Below are 16,456 nucleotides of genomic sequence, written 5' to 3' on the forward strand. Positions count from 1 at the left end.
TTTTTAATGACTAGGGTTATTTTTTTGGGTATTCCTGTTTTAATCTAAAACAGGCCGGGCTTTCACTACTCGCTTTATTTTTTCATAAAAAACAAGAGCTCAAACATGCCGTTCAATCCCTAATACAAGATTACTTTTAAAGTTGATAAGCTATAAAATTGCAAAGTAACCCCATTAATATAGCAATACCATAGCTTAACAAGGTTCCTATAAGTATATATTCGGTTAATTTACGGTCTTTTGCCTTGGTAAGATCACTAAACCTAAAAATCGATTTTGCAGCAAGCAAAAACCCTATGCCTTCCCAGTGTTGCGTAATAACAAATAAAAAGACCAGAATTCTTTCTAGCATACCAATATATAGACCGGCTTTATGTAAGCTTTCATCTTTTTTAATCTCTGTTTTAGGGGTGTAATAGGCCAAAGCTGTTTTAATGGCAAACGCACAAGGAAAACTAAGAAAAAATAGCCCCGTACCATAAAGCCAAAATACATCAGGTAAAGTAAAGTCTTTCCATGAAAGAATTTTATGATGGTATCCGTAAAGTAAGGTAATTAAAAAAATAGATAGCAAATGTAAAGTCTGATCGGTAAAAAACCAAAAGCGCCGATTGTGTTTTTTCTGCCGATATAATTTTAATAGGTCAATGAACCCATGGCCCAAAACCACTAGTGAAACGACATACCAATAACGCCAATGTGCTAAGAAAAGTAAGGACAAACCAGCATGTACCGCCAGGTGCAGATAAAATTTACCCGATTTTATTTTTTTCTTTTCCTTGCTGGCTACCCATGCATTAGGTTGTAGTAAAAAATCACCTAAAAGATGAGCCAGAAATAATTTTATAAATAGTAAAATCATAGGTTTAAAGCCTTTACTTTTTCTTTAAATAAAGTATCAAATTCCTTTAATACGCCCCAATGTGAACGTTTAATACGCTCACTCACTGTATTTTGCTTTATGCCTATTTTCTTGCCCAATTGCTCTTGGTTTAAATCAGGATAAGTACAGAGAAGGCTCACGATCTCGGCTGTGTTTTTAGTCCATTGTGAAATGGGTATTTCGCAAAGTTTAAAGCCTATATTAATTTCAGAATCAAATTTTTCATCCCCCGTGCGTATAGCTAGATTTTGTTTAGAATTTTTAATCTTTTCAAGTAATCTGCCAGAACGCAAGTAAGCACTTCCTTGTCGGGTCAGCAAGCTATCGCCTTGAAAAGTAATTTCGCCTATACCTATAGCGATGCGGGTTTTAATTTGACCTTTTTCAATTAAGTGCGCCTTAATTTGAAGCGCTAAAGCAAAACTATTTTCCGGTTCGGCCAATTCAATTTGAAAACTGTCACCACCAAAAAACTCATAATTTAAATTTAAACGATTAAAAATAGAGCTGAGAGCACCTATATAAAGCTGAGGGTCTTTTAAATTTTGCGATTTTACAATATCGCCTGTTAGTGTGGCTACCATTACTAAATTATCTTTTTCAAATATCGTTAATATTATTGATATTATTAATTATCGTTCTTTAAGACGATATTTTATACCGAGACAATATTATCGTAAATCTAAAATACCATATTTTCTAAGAAAAAAAGAATAGCTTTGTGCAAAAAAATGCAAGATATCGTTATTAGTTTTGCTGCTATTCTTGGCGGGACAGCAGTTATATTGGGAGCTTTCGGGGCCCATGTACTACAGAGTAAATTGACTATAGACCAGCTTCATAGTTTAGAAACGGCAATTCGTTATCAAATGTTTCACGCCTTAGCACTATTGTGGTGCGGTAGCAGTTTATCGTGGGAAGATTCCTTAAGCGTCGCCTTAACTTGTTGCTTTGTAGTAGGTATTCTGCTTTTTTCAGGAAGTATTTACGGTTTAATATACTTGGGGTATAAGCAGAAGCCTAAAAAGTTTCTAGGTCCAATTACCCCCTTAGGAGGATTGTTTCTAATAGTAGGATGGGTTTTGTTGGGATTAAAATATCTTTTGTAATTTCTAATCCATTTTAAAACCTCACTCTAATCTTATAATAATCTATATAAAGTTTGCTTAAAGTGCCATTTGAACCTTTTCCTCTTTCAATAATTCTAAGTAAAGAGCACTAGAAAAGTGTTGTTCACTAAAGCTTTCCTTATGTTCAGATTTTGTTTTTCGGCGCTGTACTGCGCGCACAAAACGGCGTATATCGTTTTCAGTTTTTAATCTTAGTCCAGGAACTTCAACGCTTTGACCAGTTTCATCTTTAGCTACCATAGTAAAGTAGGATGAATTACAATGTTTTTTCTGTTGGGTTTTAATATTTTCGGCTTCAACGCGAATACCAATAACCATTGAGCTTCTACCTACGTAGTTAATAGAAGCACGCATGGTAACCAACTCACCAATTTCAATTGGGTTTAGAAAATTCACCTTATCTACACTTGCCGTCACACAGTATGCCTCGCTGTGTTTTGAGGCACAAGCAAACGCAATTTGGTCTAATAAATTTAAAATATAGCCTCCATGTATTTTGTTATTAAAATTGGAGTGAGAAGGGAGCATAAGCTCTGAAAAGGTAACTTGAGACTCTTTAATTGTTTTATATCTTGTTTGCATATTTAGTTACTGAATTAACGTCTAAAATGGGGAGAAGATGAGCGTTCAACTTTAGTTACAAAATATTTTGTATCTCCCCAGAATACAAAGGTGCCAAATCTTTCTATATAGGTAAGTTTAACATATTCTCCCTGGTATTCTTTTAGTTTTTCAATTACCTCTTTATTTTGATCTAAAACCGAAAACTGAAATATCTGAGCTCCGCTTATACCTTGACTTATTTCACCTTCCCATGTTTTGATAATCACCCCACGGTTACTAAATTTTATAAGTTCACCCGCTCGTGTACCTTCGCTATAAGGCACAAAATAAATAAAAGCATAGTAGGCTACAGCTAAAACGCTAATACCTAAAAGTACAATACTTAATGTTTTCTTCATAAGTTTGAATTTAACGAAAGTTACTGTTTTTCTAATTGTTTATTGGCTTTTGCTCCTAGTTTTTTAAGCTTTTCGACCTTTGAAATCAAGTTGCCTTTTCCCGTTAATTTTTTCATACCACGATCGTAAGTTCTTTGTACTGTAGTAATCTGTTGGCCTAGTTTATCTAATTCTTCAATTAGTAAATGAAACGAGTCATACAAGGCACCCGCTCGGGTAGCGATTTCAATTGCATTTTGTTGCTGCTTTTCGTTTTGCCACATACTATCAATTGTTCGCAGTACAGCTAAGAGGGTAGTAGGCGTAACAAGAATGATATTTTTATCAAAGGCTTGACCGTATAATTGCGGATTTTCTTGACTCGCCAAGGCAAATGCAGCTTCTATAGGAATAAACAATAAAACAAAATCTGGACTTTGTTCTGGATATAGTTTTTGGTAATTTTTTTCGCTTAAACTTGAAATGTGTTTCTCAATTGATAGCAGGTGTTGTTTAAGGGCTACTTTCTTTTCAGATTCTTCTCGCGTATTGCAATAAGTTTCATAAGCGGTAAGCGAAACTTTTGAGTCAACCACCATTTTCTTTTCTCCTGGTAAAGCAATAATCACATCGGGGAAGTAACGCTTGCCTTTGTCTGTGGTAAAATGCTGCTGCACAAAGTACTCACTATTTTTTTGTAATCCGCTTCGCTCTAATACGCGTTCTAGAATCATCTCACCCCAATTTCCTTGCATTTTAGAATTTCCTTTGAGGGCCTTTGTTAGATTAGTAGCCTCTTCGCTTATCTTTATGTTTTGCTGATTTAAAAACTGCAGTTGCTTTTCTAGCGCAGAATATTGCTTGGCCGCATTAATATTGGTTTGGTCAACTTTGTTTTCAAAACTTTTGATTTTTTCTTGCAGCGGGTTAAGCAATTGATTGATTTGTTCATGATTTTGTTTGGTAAACTTTTCAGATTTTTGTTCTAGAATTTTTTGCGCTAAGTTTTCAAAATCGGTTTTAAATTTTGCTTGTAAATCGGTTAGTTCTGTTTTTTGAGTATTTAATTTTTGCTGTAAATTTTGCTCCATAAAAAGACTCTGGCGCAGGTCTGATTTGGTTTCAAATAATTCCTTCTCAGCCTTCTTATAATCGGCCTGCAGATCAATAATTTGCTCTTCATATCTGTCTATTCTGGTCTTGTAATTGATCTCTTGATTTTCAAGTTGGGTTTGGTGTTGTTTTACCAAATTTTCTATTTGCCTTTTACTGATTTGATTATACAGTATGAATAGAATTAAAGCACCTAAAAAAAATCCGCTTAAAGCGAAAATGATAATAATAATCTCATTACTCATATTACATTATTTAATGATAGTATCTTTAATTTTAAAACTTTTACTGTTTTTGTCAAAATAAATAAGTTCTGATGGAAACATTTGATTTAAAATATTGCTCTCTATAACTTGATGGGTTTCGTATTGTTTGACTTTGGCTTGATGTACCAGAATAATTTTATCGCACAATTGTAGGGCTAGATCAATTTCATGCGAGGCAAATACAATTGCTTTATTGGTTTTTTTACTTAAAAAGCGCAAAGTTTTTAAAACAAATACCTTATGATATAAATCAAGATGGGAGGTAGGTTCGTCTAAAATAATGAGTGGCGTGTCTTGAGCAATCGCCCGGGCAAGCATAGCTTTTTGCAGTTGGCCGTCGCTTAAATTGGAACACGAAGCACGCTTTTTATGAGCTATGTCGAGCAAATTAAGCGCTTCAATAACTTTTTTTTTGTCTTGGTTTGTAAGATTCCCTAGCCAGTTGGTATAGGGCTGTCTTCCTAAAGCCACTAGTTCTTGAACACTCAGGTGGGTTGAAAAATCGGTTTTGGTTAATACAATGGCAATTTTCTTAGCTAATTCAAGAGCAGATAATTGGCAAACAGGGGTATTATTAATACTTACCTTTCCTGATTGAGGAGATAAGTTTCCTGACAGCGTTTTTAGTAGAGTAGATTTTCCCGCTCCGTTTTTACCGATAATGGCTACGAGCTCACCTTTGTTGATGTTCAAATCATCTACTTGAGCGATGCATTCTTGGTGGTAGCCAATACTTAGGTTTGTTGTATGTAAAATCGGCTTGGTCATTGCTTAAAAACTCATTTTCTTTTTGCGCACCAATAGCCATATTACTACTGGAGCTCCAAAAATCGAAGTTACAGCATTAATAGGTAAGGTAAACTGGAAACTGGGCATTTGTGCTATTAAATCACTTATTAACATTAGTAAACTTCCTAGAATTATGCAAGCAGGAAACAAAAATGCATGGTTACTTTGTTTTATAATGAGTCTTGCGAGATGGGGTATTGCCAAGCCAATAAATGCAATGGGTCCCGCAAATGCAGTGATTGAACCTGCTAAAATACTTGTTGCTAAAATAACTAAAATTCTATTTTTTTTAATCTGTGTACCCACACTTTGAGCATAGGCTTCGCCCAATAATAAAGCGTTTAATGGTTTAATGGTAAGCAAAGAAAGCGATAGTCCTATAAACCAACTAGAAGCAAGCCAAATTACCTCTTCCCAGGTTAAATCTCCTAAACTTCCGAATGACCAAAAAATATATTGTTGCAGTTTTTCGGCGTTGCTAAAGTAAGAAAGAATACTAACCGCCGCTGCAGTAAAACTCGCAAACATAAGACCAATTATTAAAATAGCCATGGTATCTCGTACCCGCCTGGCTACGATTAATACAGCCAATAAAACCAGAAAACTCCCTAAACTACTGGCAATGATAATACTCGTGTTGTTAAATAAATTTATGGTTAATAAACCACCCAAAAATTGGCTTCCCAAAATAACCAAAGCTACTCCCAAGCTGGCGCCACTGCTTAATCCTAATACATACGGCCCGGCCAGTGGATTTCTAAATAGGGTTTGCATCAATAATCCGCTTAAAGCTAAACCAGAACCTACTAAAATTGCTGTAATTGCCTTTGGGAGACGATAAGAGAGTACGATGTACTTCTCAACCGAATCTTCGGCTTGAAAGCAAAGAATTTTGAGTACCTCTTCAAAAGGAATAGCAGCCGAACCAAAACTAATATTGATCAAGAAGAAAGTTAAAACGAGTAGTATACCCAAAAAAAGCAGGCGTTTAGGTTTTTGCAAAATATTAAGGGTTTAGAGGCTTAAAAAATGTAAAATCATAATTGGCTAAATTTGGGTGAAATATTTTAATCAAATCCATTAAGATTAAATCGGGTCGGTTGGGGCCCAATTCATAAAATAGCACCCCACCTGTTTCCCCAGTAGTTAAAGCAATAGTGTATACTTCTTTATTCTGATACGCGCTAAGCTGACTGTAATGTTGATTACTTTCAAGTAAGGCCTTGTAGCTTGTAAAACTACCAGGAGAAATCCAAATGTTGGCATTTTGCGCATTTGCTAAAACCTCTTCTAAAGCCAGCGAGAGGCTTCCTTTTCCTTTGGTTTTTTCATAGACGTAATTGGCGTTAGCGTCTTGAATTAGTTGTGCCTGCCACGAGTCTCCTGCAGGCGCATACCAAACATCTTTATATAAACTACCGCTTACAACTAAGGGTTTTGAAGTGGCTTTTTTAGCTATTTTTTTAGCGTTAAGGTAATTTGTCTCAATTTGATTAAAGATAGAGTCGGCTTGTTGCTCTTGATTTAATAAAACCCCAAAAAACTTAATCCACTCGGCTTTACCAAGAGGGGTTTCTTCTACCCAGTCTCCGTTATAAATAACAGGAATCCCATTGCGTTCTAAAGTACTGAATGATTTATTGTTGGCATTGATAGCCGAAGCCACAACTGCGTCTGGTTGTGAAGCTAATACAAGCTCTGTATTTAACTGATTTTTATTTCCTACCTCTAAGACCTCACCATTCTCTATTTTTGTTCGTACCGCCGGCGAAGAAATATAATTTAAGTTAGGAAAAGCAATGAGTTTGTCTAATTGTTTTAGGGATTCTAGTGCAGGAATATGAGTAGTAGAGGTAACGATTAACCGATTTAATGTACGCGGTACAAAAGCATCATAAACTACACTGTCTGGAATATTGATTTTATTTTCGGCTATAGCATAAATAAAATCTTTTTGCGCGTCGGGCCATGGTTGACTAACCGATAGCAAGGTGTAATTTTCGTATTTATTTACAGCAAATCCACTAGCATACTTTAATTTTAAAGTTTCGTTTTTGTTCTGAAGCGGTGGGGTAAAAGTAGCTGAAGCAGAAGTTTGCTTTTTACAACTTAATAGGCTTGTAAGAATTAAAACACAAAAAAAGAATTGACGCATAGTTTTGAAATTTATGCAAAAGTAATATTATTTAATTTTAACTACACCTCGCTTTAAAAAATGTTTATATTTGCCCAAATTTTGGTTAAAATCGAGATATCAATCCGGTTTTATTAAAAGGGAATTCCGTTAGAATCGGAAGCTGTTCCCGCAACTGTAAGCTTAGTTTTTTAACGCTTTATAAATATTTCTTCAATACCACTGTCGTTTAGATGGGAAGGTTTTTTATAAAGACGCAAGCCAGGAGACCTGCCAAAAGTAATTTTTTAAATCAATTTGCTCGGGATAAGCAAGTATAGGTTATGAGGCAAAATTTATTTTTAATCTTACTTTTATTTTTAGGTTATGCTGGTCAAGCGCAAAAACGAGAACTTCTCGATTCTGTTGTGCTTAAAGCAAGCAATATTAGAACCCAATCTGTAGGCCAAAATATTGTCGAAATCAAGGGTAATGAGATAAAGAAGTACCGCCCGCAACTCACAGATGTACTAAATTTTGAAACGCCTATTTTTTTTAAAGAGAATGGTTTAGGTATGGTTTCTTCGCCTAGTTTTAGGGGTACAACGGCGCAGCAAACAGCGGTTTTATGGAATGGTATAAACGTAAATTCTACTTTTTTGGGGCAAGTGGACTTTAATACTCTTTCGGCACATGGATATTCTGATATTTTGGTTCGATCTGGTGGTGGTTCGGCGCAATTAGGCTCGGGTGCAATTGGAGGAAGTGTTTTACTGCAAAATCAACTTGATTTTGATAAAGGCCATCAATTCTCTTTAAATTCGGCATTAGGCAGTTTTACTACTTTTAACCAAAGTTTAGATTACCAGTGGTCCAATCAAAAATTTAGTGTACAAGTAGGAGGTAATTATGTGCGATCTGAAAATGATTATCCATTTTTAAATTCTAATGCAAAGAATGAAAATGCAGCTTTTAATCATTTAAATTTATATCTCAACGCTTCTGTCAAGCTTAATAATTTTCATGAATTTACTTTTTATGCAAATGCATTTGATAGCGAACGACATTTTCCTATTTTAGAATCTACACAAATCCGAACCAAATATCAGGATGAAAATTATAAAAGCCAAATTGCTTGGGAGTATGTAAAAGGTAAATGGAGTGCCAAAGCTCGCGGTGCATATTTACAAGAAAAGTATACCTATTTTCAAAACATAGAGCGGCCAAATTTAAAAGATCACGGCACCGCCAAATCTTTAGTGAGTATACTTCAAACTGGTTTTAAACCGATTAAAAACTTGTATACAGAGGTGCGTTTAAATTTACGTAAAGATTGGGCAGAAGGTACAGCTATTTCTGCCGCTTCGCGCCAGATTAGCAAGGCTCATCTTTTTCTTAAACAACATCTTACTGCGAATTGGATTTATCAAGCTCAAGTAAGCTTGCAGCACACAGAAGATTTTAATATGCCAATACTTTATCAAATAGGGACCGATTTTCAATTAAACAAAAACCATAGTTTAAAAGCTAGTTTTTCAAAAAATTACCGAATACCTACTTTTAACGATTTATTTTGGCCCGGTGCTGGTAATTTAGATTTGAAACCAGAGACCTCAAGACAATTTGAAGCGAGTTATAGTTTTAAACACAAAAGATGGCAATTCGGTTTAACCGGATATAACATTAAAATAAGCGATATGATTAGGTGGTTGCCAGCCGAAGCTTCGATATGGAAACCTATAAATACGCATAAAGTACGCACAAGAGGGATTGAAGGAAATGCAGCCTATAAAACTACCTTTAAAAAATTAGATGTTCAAGTAAAAAGTATCTATGCCTTTACCGATGCTACAAATTTAGTGACACGAAACACCCTTATTTATGTTCCTAAGCATAAGTTAACCGCTAAGTTAGACCTAATTTATAAAAACTGGAATTTCATTGCTCAAACCATTTATACTGGTAAAGTATATACCCAAACCAATAATAACGAAAAAACAGCTCTTAAGGCTTATCCTATTATCCAAACCAGTTTAAGTTATACCTATTCAAATACTTTTAATTGGGAGTTAGGGGCACGGGTGCGCAACCTTAGCAATGAAAATTATTTTGTGGTTAATTATAAGCCAATGCCAGGAAGAAATTTTGAACTTTTTTTTAATTTAATTTTATAAATACAAATCTTATGAAGCATTTTTTTAAATCTTGGATACTGCTAGTTGCGGTAAGTTTAACTATCATTTCTTGTAACAACGACGACGATAACTCGGGTTTGCCTACCCCACAAGGTAAGTACGATTTGGGCTATATTATTTCAAACGAAGGTAATTTTGGTTCGCCCACCGCTAGTGTAAGTTTTCTAAGTGCCGATTTTGCAACTTTAGAAAATGGTATTTACGCCAATGCAAATAACGGGAATTCTTTAGGTGATGTACTCAATCATTTTACTACCAATGAGAACTTCGCATTTTTAGTACTTAACAATAGCAATAAAATAGAGGTGGTTAACCGATTTACTTTTGAAAAAGTAGCCACGATAAGTGAAGAAATTGAATTACCACGATTTGCTGCGGCAAATGATAATGTATTGTATATAAGCAACAGCGGTTCACAGTCGATTACGGTTTATTCTTTAACTGATTTTAGTTTATTGCGTAAAATAGAATTGAACAAGAGTGTAGAGCAATTAGAACTAACAGACAACTATTTATTTGTTCAAAACGCTTCTTTTGGTACAGGGAAAGAAATAACACCAATAAAAGTATCAGACTTTAGTGTTGAGCAGGCCATAAATTTACCCGATAACATCAATGCCATAGAAGAGGAAGACGATATTCTTTATGTTTTGCACCAATCAGGGGTAAGCAAGTTTAATATTAATTCAAAACAAAAAATTACTACCATTCCTTTTGCAGATGGTTTCACCGGGGTTTCAAAATTTGATGTTGAAGATAATTTTATTTATTTCACACAAGGGAGCAGCATTTACAAGAATGCCACCAATGCAAATATAATGACCGCAACCGCCTTGGTTGATACCAATGCAGACGGAGCAAGTTGGGGTGTTGGTTATGGATTTGCCGTAGAAGAAGATCATATTTTTTATACCGATGTTAATGGTTTTACCGAAAATAGTGATGTGATGATTTACAACCTAGAAGGTGAGCTTATTCAAAGTATAACCACAGGAATAGGGGCAAATGGAGTTGAGTTTAATGATTAATAATATCCAGTTCGCTTAAATAACATTTGCAAGTAAATTGTAATGCATAAAAATCCCCTTTTTAGTTTATGGCTAAGAAGGGGATTTTACTTAAATAAGGCTATTAAAAGTTCGTTACGGGAGTTCTTGAGCGCCAATAAACATTTTATTATAGTAGTTTGATTTTTGGTTACTATTATACAAATGTTTTACGTCAAATTCTCTTACAATAGGAGTCGGTTTTCCAACACCAGAAATATCATCTAAAGCTGCTTTTAAAAGTGGTTCTTGTTCATCTCCTAAGACGCCTAAGTTCCCAAAATCTTCTTCAATAAAAAGCTGTGGTTCTATACCATTAAAATAATCGGTAAAACCGTTTTTATTGATAGATTTTAATACTAAAGGTTGCATAGCGTAACTGTGATTAATAGAAAGATTAGAACCATTTCTGGAATAGTTATCAGAATCGTATAAGGTTACTGAACCTTCAAATTTTCCTCGGGTACGATCGCCAATTTGTTTAACATTTATATAGGGCTTTAAGCCGCTAATTAATAATTCGCTTGCCGATGCCGAGTTGGTTGTGGTAAGCACGTATACTTGATTTAAATTAAGGCTGTTTATACTAGCGTCATTACTAAGTTTATTGTTGAAAAACCGTGGTACATCTTCAAAATTACTATTGTAACGTTGAGTAATAAAGAGTTCTTGGTTAAATTGACCGGTAATCATGCTGGCCAAATCATTACACATTTCAATACTTCCACCTGGGTTGTACCTTAAATCAACCACCAATTCTTGAATATTAGCCGCTTTAAATTCCGCGAAAGCTGTATTTAGTTCATTTTCAAAGCTGGTAACAAAACCATTATACATAAGATAGCCTACTGGGGTCTGACCGCTATTGATTATTTTAGTTAAAAAAACTGGATTTTCGGTAAATTCTATTTTATTCAATTTTATTTGTTGGTCTAAACGCACTAACTGGCCTTGATTTATTGCTGCTAGTCCTATAGTAAAGCTATCTTGGTTTAGAAGTTCAAGGTAGTTGTCTTCAGTTAATTCAGTTTCATTTATCCTGTCAAAAAGCATTCCTCGAGAAACACCTTGATTGGCAGCGGGAGTATTGGGTAAAACATAGCGCACATATCCAAATACACTGCTTGTTTCTGAGATTCTAACCAATCCGTATTCCATACCCGTGGTTAGGCTAATGTTGTTAAAGCTGTTTTCTAATGCTCTAAAGTCACTAACTATAAAACTAAAGCGATCTCTGTTACTCAATAAGCTTTCAAAAAATTGGATAGGATTAGCATCACCTTCTAAGAATGTGCGATAACTGGCATTATCATTAAAGTAATTGTTGGCTAATTGTGGCACATCTGGCTTGTATAAGTAAAATTGATTTAATCCTTTGTAAATAAAGTCATTTATCTCTACGCTAGAAGCTGGAATCACTTCGTCGTCTATATCTGAAAAACAGCCGGTTAAGCTTGTGAAGAGGCTTAGTAAAAATAGAGGGAAATAAAGGTTTCTTTTCATAGCTAGCTTTAATTTTATGTCTAAAGATAGCTACAAATTAAAAACAAATAGATTTTTGTAACAAAAAATATAGCGAATCGTTACAACTATACAAAGCAAAGTATTTTGAGCGAAAGAGAATTTTTAGAATTTATTACTAGCGTTAAAGATAAAATGTACCGCCTATCGCTACGCCTATTAATATCAAAAGATGCCGCTCAAGATGCTACTCAAGAGGTGATTTTGAAATTGTGGAAAATCAAGACTAAATTAAAAGAGTATCAATCACCTGAGGCTTTTGCAATGACTATGACCAAGAATTATAGTTATGATCAATTAAAGGCTAAACGCAATAATCAAGTACGCCTGGTGCATACCAATTATGAAAACAACCAACAGAGTTCTTTGCAGTGCCAAATAGAGGCTAAAGATGAACTCAGGCAGGTTCAAAAAATTATTAGTAATCTAAATGAACAAGAGCAAACTTTAATTCAATTGCGCGATGTCGAACAATATAGCTATGATGAAATGGAAAAAATAACCGGTTTAAAGCCTACGGCTATGCGCGTATGTTTATCGCGTGCTAGAAAAAAAATAAGAACTGCAATGCTAAAGCAACATGAATATGGAGTCAGAAAATAGGATAGAAGAATTGATTGATAAATATCTAGAAGCCGAAACAAGCCTTGAAGAAGAATCGGTTTTAAGAGCATATTTTAAAGAAGAATCGGTTGCGCCACACTTAGTTGAATATAAGCCTATTTTTAGCTGGCAGGAGGTGACAAGGCAAGAGAAATATATAGAACCATTACCGCAACTGAAGGTAGAGAAAAAGTGGTATTACCATCAGATTGCAGCGGTGCTTATTATTGGTTTTATGGCGTTGGGAGGCTTTTTTTTCTGGCCACAACCCCAAAAAGAAAAAGTGCCTTATGCTAATCAGAAATTGGCCTACGAAAATTCAAAAGATTTATTGGCTTTGCTGCCTGAAGCGCTCAAAGCTAGTCGAACAAAATTGAATTATATTAAAGTATTGCCAACAACCACAGAAAAAATTATTAAAATTAAAGATTAAAGAAACTATGAAAACTAAAACTGTATTTCTATTGGCCTTTTGTTTTTACCCTATCTTAAATTGGGGACAAGCCAACTTTACCAAGTATGAATCGATGAAAGAGGTAAGCGCTATGGTGATTACCCAGAATATGTTTAAACTGCTATCTGAAATAGACTTAGATACGCAAGATCAAGAAACCCAAGCTTATATTGATTTAATTGAAAACCTTAATGATATTAAAGTGTTAACCACTAACAATGTAGAAATTGGTACAGAAATGAATACTGATTTCAATACTTATGTTGAATCCAGCCAGATAGAGGAACTTATGCGCTTTAAAGAGAAGAGTATGCAAGTAAAGTTTTACTCTAAACCAGGAAGTCAAGAGGGTTTTGTAAGTGAGTTATTAATGCTTATGACAGGGCAGGAAGAAGGAGAGCCTATTACTGTAGTAATGAGTATTCAAGGAGACATAGATTTAAAACAAGTTTCAAAATTAGCCAATGATCTAAAGGTTCCTGGGGCTAAGCAATTAAAAAATATTAAATAATATGAAAGTAGTTTTTCAAATATTCTTATTCTTGTTTTTAGGCGTACAACTTAGTAGCTGTAATCAAGAACCTACTTTGCAAAAGTATTTTGTAAACCATCAAAATGATGAAGGCTATGTAATGGTAGATTTACCAGCTAGTATGTTTTTGAGTTTCAACGATGAGTTGGCCAGCGCAGATCAAGAAGCGATAGAGAGCGTAAAAAAAGTTAGTGTATTAGCCTATCCGTTAAACGGAACTAATACGGCTAATTATGAAACTGAGGTTGCTATTTTAAACAAAATATTATCCCAAGAGAAATATAAATTACTTATGAAAATTGGAAATACTACTAAAGGTATGCGAATAGCTTATTTGGGAGAAGAAAAAGCTATTGATGAGGTGGTTTTTTTTGGTAATGATGGCGAAAAAGGATTTATTGTGGCTCGGGTTTTGGGTAAAAAGATGAATGTTGGCGAGCTAATGAAGCTGGTAGGGAAATTAGAAAATGGAGATATAAAATTAAATCTTAAACAATTTGAAGAAACACTAGAATCCCTAGATGAAATTGAATCTTAATTTAATACCAAATAAAAAAGCCCGTTTTGCATAAAACTGGCTTTTTTTTCAAACTAATTAAACTCAACTTAACTCAAAAATATAAAATCTATATTGTCATAGAAAACAATTTTGTATCGGGTTTGTTACGTTGTAAGCGCCAGTCGAAAGCCATACAAGCATTGCGTACAAAAGCGCGACCAGCTGGTGTGATTTCCAACTCTTTTCCAGTAATACAAATTAATCCATCACTAATCATTTCATCTAGAAGCTGCAAGCTTTCAGGCAGTTTTTCAAAATAATCCTTTTGCTGTTGCCAATTGGTTTTTAATTGACACATAAGGTTTAAAATATGCTTGCGAATAACCAAGTCTTCTTGATTTAATATATGTCCTTTTACCACGGGTAATATTCCTTCTTCAACCATAGCCTGGTATTTTTCAACGCGTTTTTCGTTTTGGGCAAATCCGTACCAACTGTCGCTTATAGAAGATGTTCCTAAACCAATCATTAATTGTGTTTTTGAAGCAGTATACCCCATGAAATTGCGGTGCAATTTATGATTTTGCATTGCCTGATACATAGAGTCAGATTTAAGCGCAAAATGATCCATTCCAATTTCAATGTATCCCATTTCTTCTAACAAAGCCTTACCTAACTCATATTGCTCTCTCTTAACAGTTGGTTTTGGTAAATCGTTTTCATTAAAACCACGCTGTCCATTCCCTTTTATCCAAGGTACGTGAGCATAGCTGTAAAATGCGATACGGTCTGGTAATAGTTCTTTAGTTTTCAATATAGTTTCCTTAACTGCATTTGTACTTTGAAAAGGAAGACCAAAAATAATATCATGACTTACCGAAGTATAGCCTATTTCGCGCGCCCATTCTGTAACTTTTTTTACATTTTCAAAAGGTTGTATTCTATTAATGGCCTTTTGTACCGTAAGATTATAATCTTGTACCCCATAGCTAACACGTCTAAAACCTAAATCATATAAGGTTTGTAAGTGTGCTTTGGTTGTGTTGTTAGGATGCCCCTCAAAACTATATTCATAAGTTTCAGCTCGTGAAGCAAGTTTAAAAATACCTTCTATAAGTTGCTTTAAGTTCTCTGGCGAAAAAAAGGTTGGAGTTCCTCCACCTAGATGCAATTCTTTAATAATTGGCCGGGCTGGAAGTAAATTACAGTATAAACGCCATTCTTTTAAAACACTTTGTAAATATGGAGTTTCTACTTCGTGTCTTTTGGTAATTCTTTTATGGCATCCACAAAAAGTGCAAAGTTGTTCACAAAAGGGTAAATGTATATAAATACTAATTCCTTCTTGTACGTTACTTTCTTTAAAAGATTTTATAAATGTACTTTCCCAGGCTTTAGCAGTAAAACTTGACTCGTCCCAGTAAGGTACAGTAGGATAACTCGTGTATCTAGGGCCAGGGATATTGTACTTTTGTATTAAGCTATGTGTTTCCATCTTTATTCGTGTAAAACCAAAAATGGTATTTCTCTAGGATAGCTGATGTTTTTTTCTATAGGTTGAAAAAGCAGGTTTTGAAAAAGATAGACATTTTTAGCAGGAAGCGCGATCATTTGTATGTCTTCCAAAGTAATAAATTCTTGCAAAGCCTTACAGAGTGAGTTTTTTACTGTAAACTGAAAACTATGGGGTAAATATTTAATATATTCTTTCAAACGTGCCTTATTGCTGGTTTGGAAAGGTGTAAGCGAGTCGTTATTTTTTGCTACATATAGTACACTTAAAGTCGAATGATTTAAATGAAGAATTTCGGCTAGATTTCTAAACACTCTTTCTTTGCTAAAATTCGAAAAATCTGTAGGAAAAACTATTTGCTCGGGTTTTTTATATTTAGTTTTTTCTGGTACCACCAAGATGGGGCATTGTATACGCTTAATTACATCTGCCGTGTTGGTGCCAATAAGACACTTTTCATTATTTGAAACACCTTTTGTACCCATTACAATATAGGTTATTTTCAACTGATTTATGATTTGTCGTAGTGTTTCAATTAAAAAACCAGTTTCTATATGAAAATTTATTTGTTCTGATTGTAGCGGAAAATTTTTGGCAATCTTTTCTTTAAGCTGCTTTAATTTATCTTCGCCAACAGATATTTTTTTATCAATAGCTATATTTCCTGAAAACTCAAGGCTTTCCTCTTCTTGAGTGGAAGATTCAACGTGAACCACGTGAAAAACAACATTTACCTCCTTAAAGAATGCTAAACTATACTGTATAGCGTTCCAGGAATTTTCAGAGAAATCTGTTGGGATTAAAATGTTCATCACTCAATTTATTTGATAGCAAAAGTATGAGGATGAGACAAGTTAA

Annotated in this window: 18 protein-coding genes and 1 riboswitch; of the genes, 7 read left to right on the top strand and 11 right to left on the bottom strand. The window is 34.5% G+C overall.

All coding sequences use genetic code 11. The annotated features are described in order from the left end of the window. Window positions 1-136: 136 nt before the first annotated feature. Both FT993_RS02100 and FT993_RS02105 read right to left on the bottom strand, forming a co-directional pair. Complete coding sequence (locus FT993_RS02100) at window positions 137-862, bottom strand: DUF3307 domain-containing protein (protein WP_370450879.1); 726 nt, start codon at window positions 860-862, stop codon at window positions 137-139. Next, on the bottom strand, window positions 859-1,467 hold the full coding sequence (locus FT993_RS02105) for a SatD family protein (RefSeq protein WP_147860888.1): 609 nt from the start codon (window positions 1,465-1,467) through the stop codon (window positions 859-861). Before FT993_RS02105 ends, FT993_RS02100 begins: the two co-directional genes overlap by 4 nt. A gap of 147 nt (window positions 1,468-1,614) precedes the next feature. On the opposite strand from FT993_RS02105, the gene FT993_RS02110 reads away from it, so the two are divergent. Then, complete coding sequence (locus FT993_RS02110; RefSeq protein ID WP_147860889.1) at window positions 1,615-1,992, top strand: DUF423 domain-containing protein; 378 nt, start codon at window positions 1,615-1,617, stop codon at window positions 1,990-1,992. 57 nt (window positions 1,993-2,049) lie between these two features. Here the strand turns inward: FT993_RS02110 and FT993_RS02115 are convergent, their stop codons facing one another. From FT993_RS02115 to FT993_RS02140, 6 genes are read right to left on the bottom strand one after another with little or no spacing between them, the layout of a single operon-like run. Next, window positions 2,050-2,595 (bottom strand): acyl-CoA thioesterase, encoded by a 546-nt coding sequence (locus FT993_RS02115; protein WP_147860890.1) that lies wholly within the window; start codon window positions 2,593-2,595, stop codon window positions 2,050-2,052. Window positions 2,596-2,609: 14 nt separating this feature from the next. Beyond that, the gene (locus tag FT993_RS02120; RefSeq protein WP_147860891.1) at window positions 2,610-2,975 is read right to left on the bottom strand and encodes a 6-phosphogluconate dehydrogenase; all 366 of its coding nucleotides are present in this window, start codon (window positions 2,973-2,975) and stop codon (window positions 2,610-2,612) included. 20 nt (window positions 2,976-2,995) lie between these two features. Beyond that, entirely contained in the window at window positions 2,996-4,312 is a 1,317-nt protein-coding gene (rmuC, locus tag FT993_RS02125) for a DNA recombination protein RmuC (protein WP_147860892.1), read from the bottom strand. A 6-nt stretch (window positions 4,313-4,318) separates the two neighbouring features. Beyond that, entirely contained in the window at window positions 4,319-5,101 is a 783-nt protein-coding gene (locus tag FT993_RS02130; protein ID WP_147860893.1) for an ABC transporter ATP-binding protein, read from the bottom strand. Between the two features lie 3 nt (window positions 5,102-5,104). Beyond that, a complete protein-coding gene (locus FT993_RS02135) occupies window positions 5,105-6,124 on the bottom strand; it encodes an iron ABC transporter permease (protein WP_147860894.1) in 1,020 nt (339 codons plus the stop codon). Window positions 6,125-6,128: 4 nt separating this feature from the next. Next, window positions 6,129-7,277: an ABC transporter substrate-binding protein gene (locus FT993_RS02140; protein ID WP_147860895.1), complete on the bottom strand. Its 1,149-nt coding sequence runs from the start codon at window positions 7,275-7,277 to the stop codon at window positions 6,129-6,131. 65 nt (window positions 7,278-7,342) lie between these two features. Further along, window positions 7,343-7,549: riboswitch (cobalamin riboswitch) on the top strand. 30 nt (window positions 7,550-7,579) lie between these two features. Here FT993_RS02140 and FT993_RS02145 point away from each other — a divergent pair. Together FT993_RS02145 and FT993_RS02150 are read left to right on the top strand one after the other, a co-directional pair. Then, window positions 7,580-9,409, top strand: coding sequence for a TonB-dependent siderophore receptor (locus FT993_RS02145; protein ID WP_147860896.1), 1,830 nt, complete (start codon window positions 7,580-7,582; stop codon window positions 9,407-9,409). An 11-nt stretch (window positions 9,410-9,420) separates the two neighbouring features. Continuing rightward, a complete protein-coding gene (locus FT993_RS02150) occupies window positions 9,421-10,458 on the top strand; it encodes a YncE family protein (protein WP_147860897.1) in 1,038 nt (345 codons plus the stop codon). 114 nt (window positions 10,459-10,572) lie between these two features. Here FT993_RS02150 and FT993_RS02155 read toward each other — a convergent pair whose 3' ends face one another. After that, window positions 10,573-11,979, bottom strand: coding sequence for a S41 family peptidase (locus FT993_RS02155; RefSeq protein ID WP_147860898.1), 1,407 nt, complete (start codon window positions 11,977-11,979; stop codon window positions 10,573-10,575). Window positions 11,980-12,084: 105 nt separating this feature from the next. Between FT993_RS02155 and FT993_RS02160 the strand changes: the two genes are divergently transcribed. From FT993_RS02160 to FT993_RS02175, 4 genes are read left to right on the top strand one after another with little or no spacing between them, the layout of a single operon-like run. Next, window positions 12,085-12,600 carry an RNA polymerase sigma factor gene (locus tag FT993_RS02160; protein ID WP_147860899.1) on the top strand — a complete coding sequence of 172 codons (516 nt, stop codon included), beginning with the start codon at window positions 12,085-12,087 and terminating at the stop codon, window positions 12,598-12,600. After that, window positions 12,584-13,033 (top strand): hypothetical protein, encoded by a 450-nt coding sequence (locus FT993_RS02165; RefSeq protein ID WP_147860900.1) that lies wholly within the window; start codon window positions 12,584-12,586, stop codon window positions 13,031-13,033. The genes FT993_RS02160 and FT993_RS02165 overlap by 17 nt, the downstream gene beginning before the upstream one ends. A 7-nt stretch (window positions 13,034-13,040) precedes the next feature. Continuing rightward, window positions 13,041-13,565, top strand: coding sequence for a DUF4252 domain-containing protein (locus FT993_RS02170; protein WP_147860901.1), 525 nt, complete (start codon window positions 13,041-13,043; stop codon window positions 13,563-13,565). Between the two features lies 1 nt (window position 13,566). Then, complete coding sequence (locus FT993_RS02175) at window positions 13,567-14,124, top strand: DUF4252 domain-containing protein (RefSeq protein ID WP_147860902.1); 558 nt, start codon at window positions 13,567-13,569, stop codon at window positions 14,122-14,124. 88 nt (window positions 14,125-14,212) lie between these two features. Here FT993_RS02175 and hemN read toward each other — a convergent pair whose 3' ends face one another. Together hemN and FT993_RS02185 are read right to left on the bottom strand one after the other, a co-directional pair. Then, a complete protein-coding gene (gene hemN / locus FT993_RS02180) occupies window positions 14,213-15,580 on the bottom strand; it encodes an oxygen-independent coproporphyrinogen III oxidase (RefSeq protein ID WP_147860903.1) in 1,368 nt (455 codons plus the stop codon). Between the two features lie 2 nt (window positions 15,581-15,582). Next, window positions 15,583-16,410 (bottom strand): universal stress protein, encoded by an 828-nt coding sequence (locus FT993_RS02185; protein ID WP_147860904.1) that lies wholly within the window; start codon window positions 16,408-16,410, stop codon window positions 15,583-15,585. Window positions 16,411-16,456 lie beyond the last annotated feature (46 nt).

Origin of the sequence: Mesonia sp. HuA40 (assembly GCF_008017835.1) — a bacterium.
Lineage (GTDB): Bacteria > Bacteroidota > Bacteroidia > Flavobacteriales > Flavobacteriaceae > Mesonia.